26 protein-coding genes are annotated in these 17,535 nt (G+C 49.0%); all 26 read left to right on the top strand.

Annotation, left to right across the window (positions count from 1 at the left end; translation table 11 throughout):
• Nucleotides 1-56 precede the first annotated feature (56 nt).
• A complete protein-coding gene (locus CKQ84_RS22190; RefSeq protein WP_105252785.1) occupies nucleotides 57-1,085 on the top strand; it encodes a phage major capsid protein, P2 family in 1,029 nt (342 codons plus the stop codon).
• Nucleotides 1,086-1,181: 96 nt separating this feature from the next.
• Nucleotides 1,182-1,802, top strand: coding sequence for a hypothetical protein (locus tag CKQ84_RS22185; RefSeq protein ID WP_105252784.1), 621 nt, complete (start codon nucleotides 1,182-1,184; stop codon nucleotides 1,800-1,802).
• The gene (gene gpM, locus CKQ84_RS22180; RefSeq protein ID WP_367870072.1) at nucleotides 1,745-2,494 is read left to right on the top strand and encodes a phage terminase small subunit; all 750 of its coding nucleotides are present in this window, start codon (nucleotides 1,745-1,747) and stop codon (nucleotides 2,492-2,494) included. Before CKQ84_RS22185 ends, gpM begins: the two co-directional genes overlap by 58 nt.
• A gap of 125 nt (nucleotides 2,495-2,619) precedes the next feature.
• Nucleotides 2,620-3,081 (top strand): head completion/stabilization protein, encoded by a 462-nt coding sequence (locus tag CKQ84_RS22175; protein ID WP_105252782.1) that lies wholly within the window; start codon nucleotides 2,620-2,622, stop codon nucleotides 3,079-3,081.
• A complete protein-coding gene (locus CKQ84_RS22170; protein ID WP_105252781.1) occupies nucleotides 3,078-3,545 on the top strand; it encodes a phage tail protein in 468 nt (155 codons plus the stop codon). Before CKQ84_RS22175 ends, CKQ84_RS22170 begins: the two co-directional genes overlap by 4 nt.
• Nucleotides 3,542-4,306: a phage virion morphogenesis protein gene (locus tag CKQ84_RS22165; protein WP_105252780.1), complete on the top strand. Its 765-nt coding sequence runs from the start codon at nucleotides 3,542-3,544 to the stop codon at nucleotides 4,304-4,306. The genes CKQ84_RS22170 and CKQ84_RS22165 overlap by 4 nt, the downstream gene beginning before the upstream one ends.
• 2 nt (nucleotides 4,307-4,308) lie before the next feature.
• On the top strand, nucleotides 4,309-5,415 hold the full coding sequence (locus tag CKQ84_RS22160; protein ID WP_105252779.1) for a DUF2586 domain-containing protein: 1,107 nt from the start codon (nucleotides 4,309-4,311) through the stop codon (nucleotides 5,413-5,415).
• Between the two features lie 12 nt (nucleotides 5,416-5,427).
• Complete coding sequence (locus tag CKQ84_RS22155; RefSeq protein WP_011846230.1) at nucleotides 5,428-5,877, top strand: phage protein; 450 nt, start codon at nucleotides 5,428-5,430, stop codon at nucleotides 5,875-5,877.
• Nucleotides 5,878-5,907: 30 nt separating this feature from the next.
• Nucleotides 5,908-6,108: a TraR/DksA C4-type zinc finger protein gene (locus CKQ84_RS22150; protein WP_105252778.1), complete on the top strand. Its 201-nt coding sequence runs from the start codon at nucleotides 5,908-5,910 to the stop codon at nucleotides 6,106-6,108.
• Nucleotides 6,109-6,115: 7 nt separating this feature from the next.
• The gene (locus CKQ84_RS22145) at nucleotides 6,116-6,661 is read left to right on the top strand and encodes a pesticin C-terminus-like muramidase (protein WP_105252777.1); all 546 of its coding nucleotides are present in this window, start codon (nucleotides 6,116-6,118) and stop codon (nucleotides 6,659-6,661) included.
• Nucleotides 6,662-6,670: 9 nt separating this feature from the next.
• Nucleotides 6,671-7,246, top strand: coding sequence for a hypothetical protein (locus tag CKQ84_RS22140; RefSeq protein WP_105252776.1), 576 nt, complete (start codon nucleotides 6,671-6,673; stop codon nucleotides 7,244-7,246).
• 3 nt (nucleotides 7,247-7,249) lie between these two features.
• Nucleotides 7,250-7,516, top strand: a complete 267-nt coding sequence (locus CKQ84_RS22135; protein ID WP_105252775.1) for a hypothetical protein — start codon at nucleotides 7,250-7,252, stop codon at nucleotides 7,514-7,516.
• Nucleotides 7,513-7,779, top strand: a complete 267-nt coding sequence (locus CKQ84_RS22130; protein WP_105252774.1) for a putative phage tail assembly chaperone — start codon at nucleotides 7,513-7,515, stop codon at nucleotides 7,777-7,779. Before CKQ84_RS22135 ends, CKQ84_RS22130 begins: the two co-directional genes overlap by 4 nt.
• A gap of 41 nt (nucleotides 7,780-7,820) precedes the next feature.
• Nucleotides 7,821-7,967 carry a hypothetical protein gene (locus CKQ84_RS23910; protein WP_173913209.1) on the top strand — a complete coding sequence of 49 codons (147 nt, stop codon included), beginning with the start codon at nucleotides 7,821-7,823 and terminating at the stop codon, nucleotides 7,965-7,967.
• Nucleotides 7,968-7,981: 14 nt separating this feature from the next.
• Entirely contained in the window at nucleotides 7,982-9,796 is a 1,815-nt protein-coding gene (locus tag CKQ84_RS22125; protein ID WP_105252773.1) for a phage tail tape measure protein, read from the top strand.
• The gene (locus CKQ84_RS22120) at nucleotides 9,793-10,128 is read left to right on the top strand and encodes a DUF2590 family protein (protein ID WP_105252772.1); all 336 of its coding nucleotides are present in this window, start codon (nucleotides 9,793-9,795) and stop codon (nucleotides 10,126-10,128) included. Before CKQ84_RS22125 ends, CKQ84_RS22120 begins: the two co-directional genes overlap by 4 nt.
• Nucleotides 10,129-11,331, top strand: coding sequence for a baseplate J/gp47 family protein (locus CKQ84_RS22115; protein ID WP_105252771.1), 1,203 nt, complete (start codon nucleotides 10,129-10,131; stop codon nucleotides 11,329-11,331).
• Nucleotides 11,328-11,960 (top strand): hypothetical protein, encoded by a 633-nt coding sequence (locus CKQ84_RS22110; protein ID WP_105252770.1) that lies wholly within the window; start codon nucleotides 11,328-11,330, stop codon nucleotides 11,958-11,960. Before CKQ84_RS22115 ends, CKQ84_RS22110 begins: the two co-directional genes overlap by 4 nt.
• A 17-nt stretch (nucleotides 11,961-11,977) precedes the next feature.
• On the top strand, nucleotides 11,978-13,060 hold the full coding sequence (locus CKQ84_RS22105; protein WP_254053148.1) for a phage tail protein: 1,083 nt from the start codon (nucleotides 11,978-11,980) through the stop codon (nucleotides 13,058-13,060).
• A 34-nt stretch (nucleotides 13,061-13,094) separates the two neighbouring features.
• The gene (locus CKQ84_RS22100; RefSeq protein ID WP_011071076.1) at nucleotides 13,095-13,853 is read left to right on the top strand and encodes an IS5-like element ISSod6 family transposase; all 759 of its coding nucleotides are present in this window, start codon (nucleotides 13,095-13,097) and stop codon (nucleotides 13,851-13,853) included.
• Nucleotides 13,854-13,860: 7 nt separating this feature from the next.
• A complete protein-coding gene (locus CKQ84_RS22095; protein WP_158683091.1) occupies nucleotides 13,861-15,030 on the top strand; it encodes a hypothetical protein in 1,170 nt (389 codons plus the stop codon).
• A 96-nt stretch (nucleotides 15,031-15,126) separates the two neighbouring features.
• A complete protein-coding gene (locus CKQ84_RS22090; protein ID WP_158683089.1) occupies nucleotides 15,127-15,393 on the top strand; it encodes a hypothetical protein in 267 nt (88 codons plus the stop codon).
• A 2-nt stretch (nucleotides 15,394-15,395) separates the two neighbouring features.
• Nucleotides 15,396-15,923 (top strand): adenine glycosylase, encoded by a 528-nt coding sequence (locus CKQ84_RS22085; protein WP_105252767.1) that lies wholly within the window; start codon nucleotides 15,396-15,398, stop codon nucleotides 15,921-15,923.
• On the top strand, nucleotides 15,923-16,612 hold the full coding sequence (locus tag CKQ84_RS22080) for a hypothetical protein (protein WP_105252766.1): 690 nt from the start codon (nucleotides 15,923-15,925) through the stop codon (nucleotides 16,610-16,612). Before CKQ84_RS22085 ends, CKQ84_RS22080 begins: the two co-directional genes overlap by 1 nt.
• 2 nt (nucleotides 16,613-16,614) lie before the next feature.
• On the top strand, nucleotides 16,615-17,310 hold the full coding sequence (locus tag CKQ84_RS22075; protein ID WP_105252765.1) for a hypothetical protein: 696 nt from the start codon (nucleotides 16,615-16,617) through the stop codon (nucleotides 17,308-17,310).
• A gap of 11 nt (nucleotides 17,311-17,321) precedes the next feature.
• Nucleotides 17,322-17,519: a hypothetical protein gene (locus tag CKQ84_RS22070; RefSeq protein WP_105252764.1), complete on the top strand. Its 198-nt coding sequence runs from the start codon at nucleotides 17,322-17,324 to the stop codon at nucleotides 17,517-17,519.
• Nucleotides 17,520-17,535: the final 16 nt, after the last annotated feature.

Genomic DNA, 17,535 nt, shown 5'->3' with positions numbered 1-17,535 from the left:
TCGCTGCAAAAAAGCAGATTAACCAATTCGTTAAACATTAGCAGCGAGAACACAGCATGAACTTAACACCACTTACAATAGCCTGTTTGCTGGCATACAGCACCAACATGGGCAAAAACTACGGCACTACCGATGTCAGTAAACAATTTAGCGTTACTGGTCCAATGGAAACTAAGCTCAAAGCGGCAATGTTGGAATCCGTTGAGTTTTTACGCCTTATCACCACCATGGACGTTGACCAAATTAAAGGTCAAGTCGTTAAAGTGGGTAACTATGCTATTGCCACTGGCCGCAAAGCTGGGGGGCGTTTTAATACCACTAACGGCGTAGACGGCCATGAATATGAGCTAGTCGAAACAGATTCATGCGCATCAGTGCCGTGGGCCACCTTAGCAGTGTGGGCGAACGCAGGCACAGCAAACCAATTTATGCAGTTGATGAGCCAAAATGCTACCCAGCGATTTGCGCTAGATATGTTGCGAGTTGGTTTTAACGGCACATCTGTAGCTGCAACATCAGACCCTGTAGCCAATCCAATGGGTGAAGACGTCAACAAGGGCTGGCACAAAATCGTATCTGAAAAAGCCCCAGATCAAATCATGACAGATGATATTTACTTCAACCCAGATGCAACGGGCGAGCTAAAAGACGGCGAGTATAAAACCCTCGACGCCATCGTCACCGAAATTAAAAACACCATGATCCATCCTGCATTACGTAACGACCCGCGCTTAGTGGTGTTAGTGGGTAGTGACTTAACCGCCGCCGCACAAACCAAACTCATGAACCAAGCCGACAAGCCAAGCGAACGTGTTGCCGCGCAAATGATGGATAAATCTATCGGTGGATTAAAAGCGTACACCCCGCCGTTCTTCCCAGGTAAACGCATCACAGTGACCATGCTGTCTAATCTGCACATCTATACACAAAAAGGCACGCGCTCGCGTAAGTCTGAAAACGTCGAAGACCGCAAGCAGCATGAAGACAAGTACTGGCGCATGGAAGGTTACGCGATTGAAGAGTTTGAAGGCTACGCGTCAATTGACGAAGCCGCGATGAACATTGGCCCAGCGCCAGCACCTTAGGCCATCGCTCAGTAACACAAGCTAAGTAAACCAGCCTAGGCACTTAATCAGTGCTTAGGCCATCAACTCCACAGAACACCAAAGTAGGACATTGCCATGAATGCCATCGCCAATTTTAGAAAGCGCCGTGAAGCAGAAAGAACGCAGCAAAAACCAACTGCTACGGAAACAACAGCCACGCCAGCGCCAGAAAACGAAGCGCTGCACTTACTTGCATATCTACTCTGCTGTGATGTTGAAGAAGCCCTTGAAGTCGCGCGTGAAGCAGTTAAGAAAAAAATCCATTTTCTTAATTTCACTATCGGAGTTGATACAGGAGAAGGCCAAGACAAAACAGCGCAAGCCACCGTCACCAACGACGACCAAGGCAACATCGCCAGCATCATCGATCACGCTGCAGAACTCGAAGACAGCGCCGCCACTGTGAGTGACGCTGCCGAAACCGCCTTAGATGCCGCCGATAAAGTCAGCGAATCCGCAGACAAGGTAAGCAGTGCAGCCGGTGATCTTGACGATGCCGTTACCAATTTAGCGCACGCCGCTGGCGCTGTAGACCAATCAACCAACGACTTAGCCTACACAGCCGACGATCTCGGCCAAGTAGCGGCAGAACTGAAAGAAGCGACCGCAGAGCTAAAAAAGCCGTCGGCGGCGCAAGAATCCTCGCATGGCGCGAAGGCCGCAGCGCCCAAAAGCAGCTCGAAAAAGTCAGGTTAACAGGCAACGCCGAGCACGCGCCGAGTCTGCATTTACAGCTCATCGAGTTAGCTGCAGACCTCAAGCGGCTCAAAGCCTTTGAACGACGGGCCGACAAAATCGCCCACAAACGTGACGTACTACTGCCTAAATGGCTGCCCATCGTCGAAGAGTATTTAAAGCAGAAACAGGATAAGCCAAATGAAATCAATGATAACTCGATATTCGCTTATTGCGCAGTGTGGGCATTTGATGTCGGAGATCTCGCTCGTGGCCTCGAACTGTCGTTCAGAGCTATTGAACTTGGGCAACCAATGCCGCCAATCATTCGCCGCAAATGGCCGGGCTTTATTGCCGACACTGTCTTCGATTGGGCAGAAGCTCAAGCGGAGCATGGCCACAGCATTGAGCCGTATTTCGGTACTGTGTTTAAGCGCGTTATTAATGATTGGAAACTGCCGGAACCTGTTACCGCAAAGTTCTACAAATTCGCGGGACTCGCGTTACTACGTGCAGCAAACGGGGAAATTACCCCAAGCCATATCGGTGATGTGGAGCGGCTTAATCAAGCAGATCGCCTGCTCGAAAAGGCCGCAAGTTTGCACAAGCATGCTCAAGTAAAAACGGTACGTAACAAGATAGCGATGCGACTTAGAGCGTTAGAAGACTTTGCCAGCCAAGGAATTGTTGAGGCCAGTGTAAAGAGCACCTAAGCCGCGCGGGAACGACTCCCAACCCTCCAGTGCGCTAACCGAGTGTTTAACGGGTGACTGTTAAAAACCGCGTCGACGTTAACCGCACTGAACCCAATTTATGATTGATGAGTAAGAGAGCCAGCATGAGCGGATTCGGATTTCAAGCACCAGCAGAGCCAAGCATCGTTATCGATGCGGCTAGCGGCTGGCCCGAATTATCGACAGGCGAATTTCGCGAACAGCGCCGCATCCCTGAATTTTATGCTGAGCAAACCCTCGCCGACTCACTCAACCGCAGCGTGGCCGAAATTCAGCAGCAAATTATTAATTATGTAGGGCAGGCAAGCACTGACACGGACGTCCCCTTTACCCTAGGCGCTAGCCTAGCGCCTAATTTTAGTGCGCAGCAAATTAGCATTTACCGCGGCGCAGTCTATGCCCGTTCCCATGCCGATTTGCTGGGTTATTTTTCTGCCGTCGACCAAAAAGATGCGGGTAACAACAAAGCCCAAGACACCCAGCAGCAAGATGCCATCCTCGCGCAATCTAACCGCGCCGTGCGCCTATTGCTCGGCCTTGGCCGTGCCGGAGTGCACTCGCTATGAGCCAGCTAAATGCATTGACATTGCACCTACTCAACACATTAAAGCCATACGTTAAGCCAAACGATATCGACGCATGGCAAACCGACGGACAACTGCACATTATCCAAGACGACTTAGGCGAAGGCATCAATATCGCCAAATGGCGGCACAGTGCAGTGATCGCTATTGAGCGTTTACCACATACCAAATTTAACCCGTACACCATCTTAGCGATTTTAGCCGCATGGCTATCTGACAACGACTGGCCGCAGGAAGAATACGGCCTATCAGAGCCAGCTATTGATATCGACATCATCAGCGACGACCACGCCCAAATCATCATCAGCATCGATTTAGTCGATGACTTAGGCATCGTCGAAGATGAGCAAGGCAATATTCCTTACATGGGTAAAAAATACCGCCTTGAAAATATCCCCATCAACTGGGCTGAACAGGTTGATCTGATTAATCGGGGTGAGCAATGAACATCAAAGTGAATGTAAGTCACTTCGATGACACCTTACTGCAATTGGCAGCGTTAGCACTGCCACCAAAAAAACGCGCTCGGGCAATGTGGCGTATCGCGGATAGCGTGCGCAACAAATCAAAAACCAATGCAAAACAGCAAAGGGATCCTGACGGTTCACCTTGGCAGCCAATTAAGCGCAAGCGTAAAGGCGGAAAGCAGCGCGAAAAAATGTTTCGCACCCTGCCAAAGTACATGCAAGTGAGTAAGCCGAAAGACAGCGCCCAAACAGCGTCGGTTTATTTTCAACCAAAAATACCGGGCAAAGGCAATTACTCCACAGGGGTGATCGCCAACATGCACGCACAGGGCGCGAGCATCACCAGAAATAAAGCCGACTATTCGGCCGCAATGGCGCGCTATGAAGCAAAAAAAGGCCTTGATAAAGGTAACGCCACCAGAAACCAAGCGCGCTTTCTCGTCAAATTAGGTATGCGCCGTCGAGTATCTCAGGAAGAAACTACCCAGCGGAAAAAACGCGGGGCATACGTGCGCGCCACAGCAAGTTGGATAACCGCAAACCTGAGTTACATACAGGCCGGCTTTTTAATCACCGAACTAAATGATGCAAGCAAAAGCACTAGCCAAACATGGACTATCAAACTGCCAAAACGCAACACGCTAGGCGCAACAGAAGCTGAGCAAAACAAGATTTTCAAGCGGGTAATGCAAGGCATTAACTTCGGCTGGAACGTTAAAAAACAGGACATAAGGGGCTAAAAATGTCACTAGGTAAAGTACAGGTAAATAACTTAAATCAAGGCCAAGGTGACATTAACGCCATCGAGCGCCACTTCCTTTATATCGGCCGTGCAGGTCATGTCGATGAAGAAAGCCAGCTATTTAGCATCGGCGCGCAAACCGATATCGAGGCGAATTTTGCCGATAGTGCATTGCGTAAACAGTTGATCGCCGCCCAGCTTAATGCGGGACAAAACTGGACCGCCGCAGTGTATCCACTGGCAGCCGATGAAGACTTATTCGACGCCATCACCGCCGCAAACGAAGTACAAAGCTTTGAAATGGTGGTGTTCTGTGACGTCACAATCAGCGCCGCCAACTTAAGCGCCAAGCACGATTACTTAGCCAGCCTACAAGCCAGCCACGGCCGCTTTGTATCAGGCCTAGCCGCCGTTGCGGGTATCGATGTCGCCACCCAAACGTGGCAACAGTACGAAACCGCGATGGTGGGACTGCAAGCGGGTATTGCCGCGCACTTAGTCATCCCTGTGCCGCAGCTGCATGGTAATAATGTCGGCGTACTCGCTGGCCGCTTATGCAATCGTGCCGTCAGCATTGCCGACAGCCCAATGCGCGTCGCCACTGGCTCAGTGATGGGCTTAGGCGTTGCACCAGTCGACAGCGCCGAAAAACCGCTCACGCTCGCCACGCTCGAAACCTTAGCCAATGCGCGCTTTAGCGTGCCGCAGTGGTATCCAGACCTAGAGGGCATCTACTGGGGCGACGGAACAACGCTCGACGCAGCAGGCGGTGATTATCAATACATTGAGCATTTGCGCCCTGTACACAAAGCCAGCCGCGAAGTGCGTATTTTAGCCATTCGCCGCATTGCTAACCGCGCGCTTAACTCCACGCCAACCAGCATCGAGCAAAACAAAGCCTACTTTATGAAGCCGCTGCGCAACATGAGCAAAAGCACGGTGATTTTGGGTACGCAGTTCCCAGGTGATATTCAGCCGCCACGCGATGGCGACATCACCATTGTGTGGACCAGTAACAAAGCGGTGACCATTTACATGATCGTCCGTCCGTACAACAGCCCGAAAGAAATCACCGTCAACATTCTGCTTGACCTAAGCAATCAATAAGGAGTCGCCGCCATGCGTTTATCTGGAATGAATTTTAACGTCACCATGGGCGACACCATGATCCACGTTGACACTTGCACCTTAACCATCACAGACAACAGCGCGGTCAGCCAAACCAGCGGCGTACCTGACGGCTATGTCGACGGTGACGTCGCGGCCAGTGGTGAACTGTCAGTTAATGCCAGCCAATTTGACCTTATCTCAAACGAGGCTAAATCAGCAGGATCTTGGCGGGGCATGAAAGTGTTCGACATGATGTTTTACGGCAAAACCGCTAAAGACGAAGTGAAAGTCGAAGCGTTCGGCTGTCGTATCAAACTAAGCGACTTGCTCGACGTCGACAAAAAAGGCGGCCAAGCGTCACTGTTCAAAATCCCTTTTGATGTAACGGACCCTGATTTTGTGCACATCAACGGCGTGCCATACCTGCGCCCTGAAGAAATCGAAAACATTAAGCAGTAAGCCAAGCAGTTAACAGAGAGCCAATAACGAATGGATGCAGTGGATTTAGTCACCCGTGAGCAGCTACGCGCCGAGCACCGTTTCGAGCAGCACCGCAAAGCACTAGCCGCCAAGCCAGTACCACAAAGCGCAACGGAATGCGCAGAGTGTGGCAACGAAATACCAGAAGGCCGCCGCCGAGCAATCAAAGGCGTGCAACTGCGCACTGAGTGCCAGCAACAGACAGAGTGATAACGCAATGACACAAGTGAACTTTGGCTTTATTTCGGGATTAGAGGGCGGCCCCATTTTACGGGGCTATGTGCCTGATCCTAAACAATCTAACTCAGGCGTCACCATCGCCACAGGGTTCGATCTCGGCCAACGTTCAGCAAGTGAATTACATCGCCTGTTACCTGCACCGCTGGCAACCAAACTAGGCCCATATTGCGGGCTGAAAAAACAAGATGCGGTTAGCGTGCTGAAACAATCACCGCTAAAAATCACCGCCGACGAAGCGGAAGAAATCGATTTAAACGTTAAGCACCAAATGCTAACCCAATTGGTGCAGCGTTATAACCGCGCCGCCAAAGTCGCTTTTGATGGATTGCCGGAGCCAATGCAAACCGTGATCGCCTCAGTCGCGTTCCAGTACGGCGACTTAAGCAAGCGCTGTCCTAAGTTTTGGCGTGCAGCAACGCAAGCCAACACCGATGCAATGGCAATTGAATTACGCGACTTTGGCGACCGTTACCCAAGTCGCCGCCACCGCGAAGCCAACTATTTACAACTGATTAGAGCCTAAGGGGACGGTATGAACTGGAAAGACATTGCAAGCACAGTCAGCGGCATCGCTGGCGCAGTCGCCCCGCTACTCGGTGGCCCTGTCGGTTTAGCCGTCAGTATTGGTAGCCAAATTGCGGGCGCATTGGGCACTGATAACACGCCTGAAGCCGTCGCCGCCGCATTGCAACGCGACCCTAGCGCCGCAATTAAATTGCAAGAGTGGGCGATGCAAGAACGCGAACAGATTCGCTACGGCCATTTAGAGTTGCAACGCCTTGCGCTGGATGAATACAAAGCCGACTTAAGCGATCGCCAGCACGCGCGCCAAGAACATAAAGACCATTGGATGCCATCCGCGCTAACCATCACCTTAGTGAGCATGTTGGCCGCGCTGATCGCCGCATTGTTTTACTTACCTATACCAAGCGAAAACAGAGACTTAATCGTCTATCTCGCGGGTAACTTATTACCAATGGTGACAGGCTCAGTCTATTACTGGGTGAGCTCAACAAAAGACGCCAACAACCGCGAAAAATTAATGACGCTCGCCAGCCAAGGGCAACAGCCAGCGCCAGCAGCAACGCCACAAAAAGTAGGAGCCTAGCGCATGGAACAGCTAACAAACTGGCTATTAGTGATCGTCGGATTTATCGGCCTATTCCTCACCGTAGTGGTGCCGTTAATCGCCTACCTAAACAGCGTGGCGCATAAAACCCGCGCTGAACTCAGCAACCATAAAACCCACGTTGCCGAAACCTATGCCACCAAACACGACGTTAAAGAGCTTGGCGACCGTATGGAGCGGCAAATGCGTGACGGCTTCGACAACCTAAAAGAACTACTCACTAATCGAAAAGATAAGGACGCAGCATGAAAAAGACCATCGTGTTAACCATCGCCGGAACTGATTTTAAATTTGAAGTTACCGCCAAAGATCATGGCGATTTTGTTGATGCCGTCGCCCGTGGTGGCTCAGTCACCGCCGCATCGTACAACTTTGCCATGCGCGCCATCGACAGCGGCCAAAAGGAAGACTTTAAAAAGCTATTAGACGGTTCACCAGGTGCAGAACTGCAAATCGCTGGAGAACTTAAAGCCGAGTTCTCACCAGTGCTGGAAATTGCCGTAAAAAAATAGAGGGGCTGATTGAGTCCATCGACTCAAATCAGCTTGAACAAATGTTCATCATGCGCCGCCACTATCTGCCATTGGAGGCCGACGATGAACAGAGTTTAGCAAGGGCATGTTGGCTAATGAAACGCCAGCGCGAAGACCTAGAGGCCATTGTCACCAACGCTATTTGTAAGGCGTTTGGTGGCAAATAAGGGAAGTGGATAGCATGAGTTTACCCGCACCGCTAATGTTCACCGTTGGACTGATAGACCAAATCACTCGGCCGATCGCCAAAATCAGCCAAGGATTAAGCGGTCTAGCGTCCAACTACCAAGCCGGAACCATGCAAATGGCCTCCGGCATTGGTGGCATCGCGGCCAGCGGTTATGGGTTATACCAAGCATTGCAACCTGCGTTAGAAATTGACAAAGCATTAGGTGATGCCAGAGGTGTTGGCGTTGCCGACTCTGCACTCAAAAAGATTACTAACACAGCAATGGATTTTTCATTGCAGTTTGGTCAATCCAGCATTGATGTCATTAACCATGCCGCAAAATTGCGCGGTGTATTAGGCGAAATGCCAGACCATGTACTGGCATCGGCTACCAAAAGTTCTGCCGTTTTAGCTATGGCGATGAAGTCAGACGCTGAAACTACCAGCAAATATTTTAAAACCCTCTATGGCAACTATGGCGGCCAAGCCAATGCCATGGGGCAAGATAAGTTTATTGCGCAAATCGCAGGCATGACGGCTTACGCTAAAAAGACACTTGGCACAGAAATGAGTGATCTAGAGGGCATGATTGACGGCATGCACTCATTACCTTCAACCCTAGGCGTTGCACTTGAAGAACAATTTGCCGTGTTAGCAACCCTTAATAAGTCCATGGGGCAAGGCGATGCGGTAACCCAATACACAAACTTTTTAGAAGGTGTAGCAGGGGCTCAAGAAAAACTAGGCGTAAAACTCACTGACAGCAAAGGCAATTTGCTGCCAATGATTGATGTAATTGAAAAATTAAAACCCATGATGCAGGGCATGTCGGGTATTCAAGCAAGGACATTTCTTGACGATGCAGGCTTAGGTGACGGCTCGCTAATGATCATCAATATGATGAAAAACTTAGACGGACTTAAAAGCACCATACAAGGATTTAAAAACGTCAACGGATTAGACCCCGCGTTAGATATGGCTAAAAACATGACATCACAAAGCGAACGCCTTGCTCAAAGTTGGTGGGTGATCCGCGCTGCTATTGGTAGCGTGCTATTGCCTGCATTTAACACGGTAGTAGGCAAGATTGCCGAAATGGGCGGCTCAGTACTTTGGTTTACCAATATGTTTCCAAACATCACTAGGATGATGGGTTATTTAGCCGTAACGATATTTGGTGTAATAGCTTTAGGAGGCGTATTCACTGCCATGATGGGCGCATGGAAGCTGGTCACAGTGGCATGGAATGTCGTTGCAGGCTTAACCGTATGGATATGGAAAAGCATCATAATGCAAATGACCTTGGCAAACCTGCGCTTTGCTATTTACAAAGGGTTAATTTACAGCGTCATTGCAATTACCAAATTATGGCAAGGTGCACAGTGGGCGCTAAACCTAGCCATGAACGCTAACCCATTAGGATTAATGATTGTAGCGGTAGCGGCCATTATCGCAGGAGTCGCAGCATTAATTTATTACTGGGATGACTTTACAAAAATGGTTGCAGATACGGCATGGATTCAAGCCATCGTCGGTGTATTTGACAACGTATGGAACAGCGTTAAAGCAATGTTTAACGACACCATCAATTGGATTATCGACAAACTCAATTTGATCCCAGGTGTCGACATTAGCAGCAACATCACCGCAGGCAGCATGCCCAGCGTTGACGCCATTTCACCTGTGCAAGCCAACCTCACGCGCGGCGGCGTTAGCCAGCAAATCGCCAACGCCAACAACAGCAAATCAACCACGGTCGGCAACATCAATATTTACCCTCAAAAGGTCGACACCAACTTTGCAAACTATGTCGAGATGCACTCATGAGTATCTATAGAGATTTGCACATAGAACACGGCGACGTGGTGTTAGATGCGGGATTAAACCCCCGCTATTTAACCGATCGCGCCGCCATCGCCCAAGACATAGTGCACGCCATTTTAGACACAGGCTTAGCGCACTTACTCATTAGCGACCGTGGCACAGGCGTTACCGCCGACACCCAAATCAAACTCAAATTATTAGTAGAGGACGATGTGCGCATCATGCCGGGCACAGTTCGCATTGAACAATCATCAAGCGGCCATTGGTGGGTACTTGCCGACACTATCGACTTTGGACCAGTTACCGCACAAATAACCCAAGGTGGAGCACTTTAAATGGCCGATAAAATCGACGTGCCAACAATCGACTTTGCCAAAATCGTCGAAGCAGCAGGCATACCGACCACGGAGGACGGCTGGAAGGCGCTGTTTAAACAGGACGTTGAAGCCGAAGGCAGCATTATTGCCAACGACTCGCCTTACTCGCCGTTCTGGCGCTTGATCACCGCCATTATTGCCAAGCCAGCAACGTGGATAGTCAACAAAGTGCTGATTGGGGTGATCTTGCCCAATCTGTTTTTACTCACTGCTAACGATGATGGCTTTATCGAGGCCAAAGCATGGGAACACGACTTAACCCGCAAAACCGACAGCAAAGCCAAAGGCAAAGTACGCTTTAACCGCGCCGCATCCAGTGGCCCAAGTTTATTGATCCCCGCCGCCACTGTGATCCAAACCGACGCGATTAACGGCACGGTTTACCGTGTGCTAACGGTTGAAGATGTGATCTTGCCGCAAAACAGCTTAAGCGTATTAGTGCCAGTAATCGCCGAAAACGCGGGCGCGGCCTATAACCTTGGCGCCGGCTATTTGCATATTTTACCCACGGCGGTGACTGGCATCGGCAGCGTCACCAACGAGGCAGAATGGCTCGACGAACTCGGCAGCGACCGCGAAACTAACGACGACTTAAAGCTGCGAACCCGCAACGCATTTACCGCCGCCGCGCCTTGGCATATCGATGCCGTTTATCGCGCAATACTGACCGAACGCGCAGGACTGGACACCGATAACGTCTATTTTGAGCACGACGCACCACGAGGTCCGGGCACTGCCAACGCCTATATTTTGTTAGACACGGGCGAACCTTCAGCCGCCATGCTGGCAGACCTGAATCAGTACGTGATGGATAAAGGCTACCACGGCCACGGTGATGATTTACTCGTGCTCGCCATGCCAGGTGTTGACGTCACTGTCGGCGTCACGGTTTACCCCTACAGCTACTTACTAGAAGCCGAAGTTGTCACGCTATTAGCTGACATTGAAAACTTTATCCGCTGCGCATTTCGCGAAAATACCGACTACACCGCCACCCGCACAGAACCTTTTATCCGCTTTAGCTTTAGTAAGTTAGGCCAAGAGTTACACCGCCAATTTGCGGGTATCGAGTCGCTTAACTGGCACCAAATCGATATCACCAGCGCCAACAACGTGCCGCGCTTAAGCACGCTCACCATTGAAAATGGGAACGCGCTATGAGCATAAAAATCGACTGGGCCGCACTCACCAAAATGCCGTACTGGCTGGCACGTCCAGCCAGTGAGTTAGACAAACTGCGTAAAGGCGCGGTGCGATTTTGGCAGCGCTTTGTCGACATGCTCGCATTCCCCGCTAAGCAGCTCGACCCCATGACCGCCGAGCTTGAATTTGTGCACCTCTTGGCATGGGAGCGGGATATCGAGCAAATCCCCAGTGAAACCGAACTCATGTACCGCACGAGGGTGAAATACGCTTTGCCGTTCGCCAAGGGCGCAGGCAGTAAAAGCGGTTGGCTCGATATGTTTAAAAAACTCGGCATGACATGGGTGGGTATGGATGAGCGCATCAGCCAAACGGATTGGGACGTAGTTGATCTGCAATTGCTGGATAGCGACTTTGGCAACCGCCAAAAGCTGATTGACTACATTTGCCGCCAGTATGGACGCACTACGCGCCGCTATCAGCTGACCACCATTTCAAAAATGCCGCTGATCGCACCGCTAAAAAGCTTTGAACATCAGCACACAGTTAACACGGCAACAGCTAACACCAACCTATTGCCAGCAAAACGATTTATGACGATGGACTGCGAATCTAGCTACCACGTTGCACGCATCAAACAGAATTAAACAAAGGAACCCATACCATGGCACAAGTGATCACATTAGCAGGCGAACGTTTATTTGCACTCAAAGCCCAAAACAACCAGCAATTAGACATTGATACCTTTATTTTTGCCTATGTGCCGGGGCAAGACTCCACCGTCGACATTGACCGCAATGAAGGATTACCGCCAATCGGCCAACGTGTGCACACTCAGATAGTGCAGCAATACGGCATGATTAATGAAAACGCCGTGGTGTATAGCTCTGTGCTCGACAGCTTAACGGGACCATTCCAATTTAACTGGGTTGGACTGTATTCAGCCGTTAACCAAACACTGATCGCCATTCAGCATATTCCTACAGTGAGCAAGACAGTCACCGAGCCGGGCGCATCGGGTAACATCCTTAACCGCAACTTTGTGATCGAGTACAGTGGCATTGCCGAGTTAACAGGGATTACCGTTGACCCTGAAACATGGCAACTTGATTACACTGCCCGCCTAAATGGCATGGACGAACTTACCCGCCAACTGGCAGCCGACATGAACGGCAAAGACTGGTTTATTGAAGACGGTTTTAAAGTGGTGCCACGCTCAACACTCAACACTTTTAAAGTGACAGCTGGCGCGGGTTATGTCTCGGGCCTGCGCGTGACATTGGCAGCGGATCATATCCTCACCTTAAGCAGCTACCCGCAGTTTGTTTACGTGGATGCGTGGTTTGATGGCACCAGCGAAAGCGTATGGAAAGGCCATACCGCGTTTACCGTGACCAACACCGAAATGGACGACTATATCGACGTCAATGGCCGCAACCATTATGTATTTAAACTGGCACGTATCACCGCCGCCGATACAGTGGAAGATTTGCGAAACAACAACGGATTAAAGGAAGAAATTATACAGCACATAAATAAGGAAGATGCTGCGCATAATGCTAGTTCTATTAAATTATCCAGCGGAGTTAACCTAGAATTATTTGCATCTGAAAGACAATTAAGCATCAATGTTAACGATAAATCTAAAATATCAGAGTTAAATAATGAGCAAATTGCAATTATTAAAGCACTAGGGTCTGTTGATCTTTCGAGAGTGATTTTTAGACAGCATGGCAAGACGTTATAATTTGCTTCGCCAAAAGTAACCATAACCTCAAGCCATGCCAAGACTTATGCTAACCGATGCACGCTGGGAAAAGCTATTTCATTTAATGAAAAGCACAGGCCGTGTTTATGACAAACCTGAACATAGACAAACATTCGAAGGTATTCTTTACCGCCTTAGAACAGGTATCCCTTGGCGAGATTTACCTAAAGAGTTCGGTCATTGGAGCACGGTCTTTAGACGGTTTCATTTATGGTCTAAGAAAGGCGTTCTAGCACATTTATTCAAGGCCTTAGCCAACCTTGCTGATATAGAATGGGTCTTTATTGATGGCTCGATAGTGCGGGCTCACCAGCACAGTGCAGGTGCAGCGACGCTAAGTAATGAGAGTATTGGTAAAAGTCGAGGCGGTAATTCAACCAAAATTCACTTAGCCGTCGACAGCGGAGGATTACCGATTTATTTCGAATTATCAGAAGGCCAAAAACACGATATTACACACGCCCCCAGCTTAATTGAGCACCTGAAGCAGGTTGATACCGTCATTGCAGATAAAGGTTATGACAGCGATGCTTTTCGTGAACTTATCGCAAATAAAGGCGGGAAATCTGTTATTCCAAGGCGCCGCTATAAGAATACACCTCAAGAAAGAGTCGATTGGTGCTTATATCGGTATCGACATTTAGTGGAGAATGCTTTTGGAAGAATTAAGCACTATCGAGCAATATCAACAAGATATGACAAGCTAGCAAGAAATTACGCCAGTATGGTGTCACTGGCGTTTATGTTAATGTGGCTGCCGATGTATTGCTGAACAACATTTGTACAGCAAAGATCAACAGACCCTAGATAATGACAAAAAATTTATCGTATCACATGAAGAGCAAGGACTATCTAATACACCTGACAGAGTACAAATGGCTAACGGAAAGTTTGCGCTGCGTGTCGGAGGATTTAATGCCCAAAGAATAGGAGTGTTTAAAACCCCTAGAGGACTTGGTCATAGATGTGGTGATTTCATTTATAAAAAAACCTCGCAAACTAACGCAGAGTTAATGACAGATTTATCAAAATTCAAGTCATTTACTAAAGATAGTGTAGGACTTATTGGTGTTTCAGTTGGTTATGTTGACTGGGGAAAGGGTAACGATAACACGGGGGATGGTTTAAGTTGGGCAACAGCAAAAGGATCTCTTTCAGCTGGCTATAGTTTGAACACCGATATTTTGCTAGTAAGAGCTGGATTCTATAATCGAGCTAACAGATTAGGAGCCATTTCATTGAATAAAAGTCGTGCCATTATCGCAATTGGTGGGATAGTAATTACAGGGTGTATTGCGACAGGAATTTGGACAAAAACAACAGGGAAAACTAACGTTTATCAAATGAATTACACATCTGGGCTTACAAACGTAACAAGCTCAGTGTATGACACTGCTGTATTAAATGAGCAAATTTCACCGACTAGCTACCAAGGGTTAGATAGCATTGTAGAAGTCGATGCAACTCCAGGCAGTTTTTATCATGATGCTGCCGCATTCATAACATATGTACATGCTGTAGATAGTCGAGATTTGGTCATGCATGGAAATGAACTGAGACTAACACAACCAGTTGAAAGCTCAGTTATAACGTGGACTGGAAACTTCAAGCTTTACGTCGAGAACATTGAATTTTGGGGGGGGGATATTGGGAATTGCATTAAACTAATTAGCAACGGTGGCAACTATAAAAACTCAGTTTTTTATAACAAAAACTGCACGTTTGCCGGGACTAGAGATGGAACAGGAGGTAATGGGCTCGCAGTTCGTGACATTGGTATTTGTATCTCAGACGATTCAATATGTACAGCTAATCGCCGAGATGGATTTAACTACCACGCGTGGCTTGCTGGGGAATCTGGAGTGCAAGGGCTTAACCCGCATTTCGTTGAAGTCAACTGTCGTGCACACGGAAATGGGATTAATGGAGATGAGAGTAACAATCAATGAACAACATCACATGAAGATTGTGTCGGATTAAGGATTGGCGGTGATTACTCATATCATGATGATGGTGGCTGTGTTGTTGATATTGATGCGTCAGTAGTGTTTAACGCAGGTATAACAGCTAATAAATCCAGCGTTGTAGGGATGCAGTTAGCAGCGGATGGATACACGAGAGATAGTATTTTAAAAAGTGCTGAATGGTGGATCGATGGTGCGAAATGTTCTGAAAACCCAGAAATTCAGAACGGCAGAGGTGATATTGCAATAGATGGTTACTATTCTAAATTGCATATGCAAGATACTGATACTGAAAAGCCTGTTAGCACGCGTACTTTTAGCAATAATGTTGATGAAGAGTTCAATTAAAAATGCTAACTCTCAACGCAACCTCAATTAGCCTTAAGTCATTGCGGATCACAGCCAGCCAAGAGCTGGCGACTGAGGACGCCAGCGGCCAAAGTTCGAGCACGGATGCAGCCGAAACGGGCATTAAAGCTAAGATGTTGGCCGTATCGGGCTTTATTAAGTTTGATGATGAAGCACTGCTCACCGACATCTTTAAAATGGCCGAAGCCACGGAAGGCGGGGCGCGAGCCACTTACCGCATTAGCAATAAAACCGCCTCGGCACTAGGCATTAAGCAAGTGAAATTCGCCAGCAAAATTGAAGCGGTGGAGCAAGAAACCACCCGCCAATGGAACGTGAGTTTTACCTTAGCCGAAGTGCGCAGCGTGCCGCAGAAAAAGGAAGAACGCGCGCAGCAAGTCGCCGCCGCGCAGCAGGGCAGCACAGGCCAAGGCACAGTATTAGCAGATGAAACCGCACCGCCCGCGACCGAAGTTGAACTCACTGGCTTAATGGGCTTCCTCAAAAAAGTCGATAACGGGTTAGCATAATGGCCGAGCCTAACGCGAAATTTATCACCCGTGCTTATCTCGGTAGCCAAAAGGTCGCAGTAAGCGATTATTGGCTAGTGTTGCAAGCATCATCACCAGGTACTTGTCAGTTAACCGTTGATAAATCAGCTGAACGCTTTACCCCTGTCGCGTTCGAAATGGGCTGGGGTGAAATGATTGAACGGGTATTTTATGGCTATATCGAGCGCATCATGCCAGCGGCTAACGGATTGTATACCGTGTTTTGTCGGGAGTTATCGTCGGCATTAGCGAACAACTTAAGCGTGACATTACGCCATCCAACCTTGCGCAACGTATGCGACGAAATCAAAGCCCAAGTGGGCCTTGAATTTGTATTACCAGATAAGCCTTACGCCGACACGGCAATCCCTTGTTTTTATGGTGATACCTCAGGCTATGCCATGCTCGATAACCTTGGCCGCACGTACAAAGTGCCGGACTTTATCTGGCAACAGCAGGGCAATGGCAAAATCTATTTAGGTAGTTATCAAGACTCGTTTTGGGCAGGTAAAGACATCACCATCCCACAAAGCCTAATGACAGACCAACAAGCGGGTAAAACCGCCACCATTCCAGCCGTGCCAAAACTGCGCCCTAACGTCACCGCCAACGGAGCACGTATTGCCAAGGTCGAGTTTAAGGGCACTAACATGACGATAAGCTGGTAAACATGGAACAAATCATCAAAAAAATCGTGTTGCGATCATTCCCAGAACTCAGCTCGCAATTGCACTTACCGCGCTGGGCTAAAGTCGTTGCCTTGCCAGAGCTGCCAACAGAAGATGGAGAACGCGGCAGCGATGCGTTTTATCCACGCTATGCCGTTGACGTACAGCTGCTCGACGAACACGGCACCGCCACCAAATCGAAAGTATTGCAAGCCGTCCCATTGCCACTCAATGGAGCAGGCGATAAAGCAGGCCGACTCGAACCACCCGCTATTGGTTCCATCGTCGAAATCGCCTTTGCCTACGGCAGACCAGATAAACCATTCATCCGTTGTATCTTACCGTTCGGCTGGGATCTTCCTGCCATCAAAGCGGGTGAGTCACGCACTCAAATCCGCGAGGGCGTTTATCAGCACATAGATGACGCGGGCAACTTCTTTAGCGTGACCGATAAAGACAGCACCATTGAATGTCTTAATCAGCGCATCAAAGTGTTAGAAGACCAGCTAACTGAAGTATTGGGCAAAATGACAATGAACATCACTGATGATCTGCGCATCACCGCGAAGAACATTACCGAAGATGCAGACACCATCAAACTAAACGGCGGTGCAGCGGTAGTCACCTGTGCCCATATCTGCCACTTTACGGGCGCACCACACGGCGACGGATCATCAACCGTTAGCGCAGGCAAATAAGGGGAAGGCCAATGGCATTAAGCAGCGGATCATTACAATCAAAGATAGTTAGCGAACTACAAGCACAAGGCTTTATCACCGAAGGCGATCACGCATTCGCGGGCAAGATGGCTGCCGCCATTGCTAAAGCCGTCATTGATGAAATCACCGCCAACGCTGATGTGGTCGTCGCAGCAGGCAGCAGCGCAGGAACATACAAAGTAAGTTAACGCATAAGCTACACGT

The sequence above is a fragment of the Shewanella sp. WE21 genome (assembly GCF_002966515.1).
GTDB classification, from domain to species: domain Bacteria; phylum Pseudomonadota; class Gammaproteobacteria; order Enterobacterales; family Shewanellaceae; genus Shewanella; species Shewanella oncorhynchi.
The sequence above is the reverse complement of the archived record's forward strand: the minus strand, read 5'-3'. Positions and strand labels throughout refer to the sequence as shown.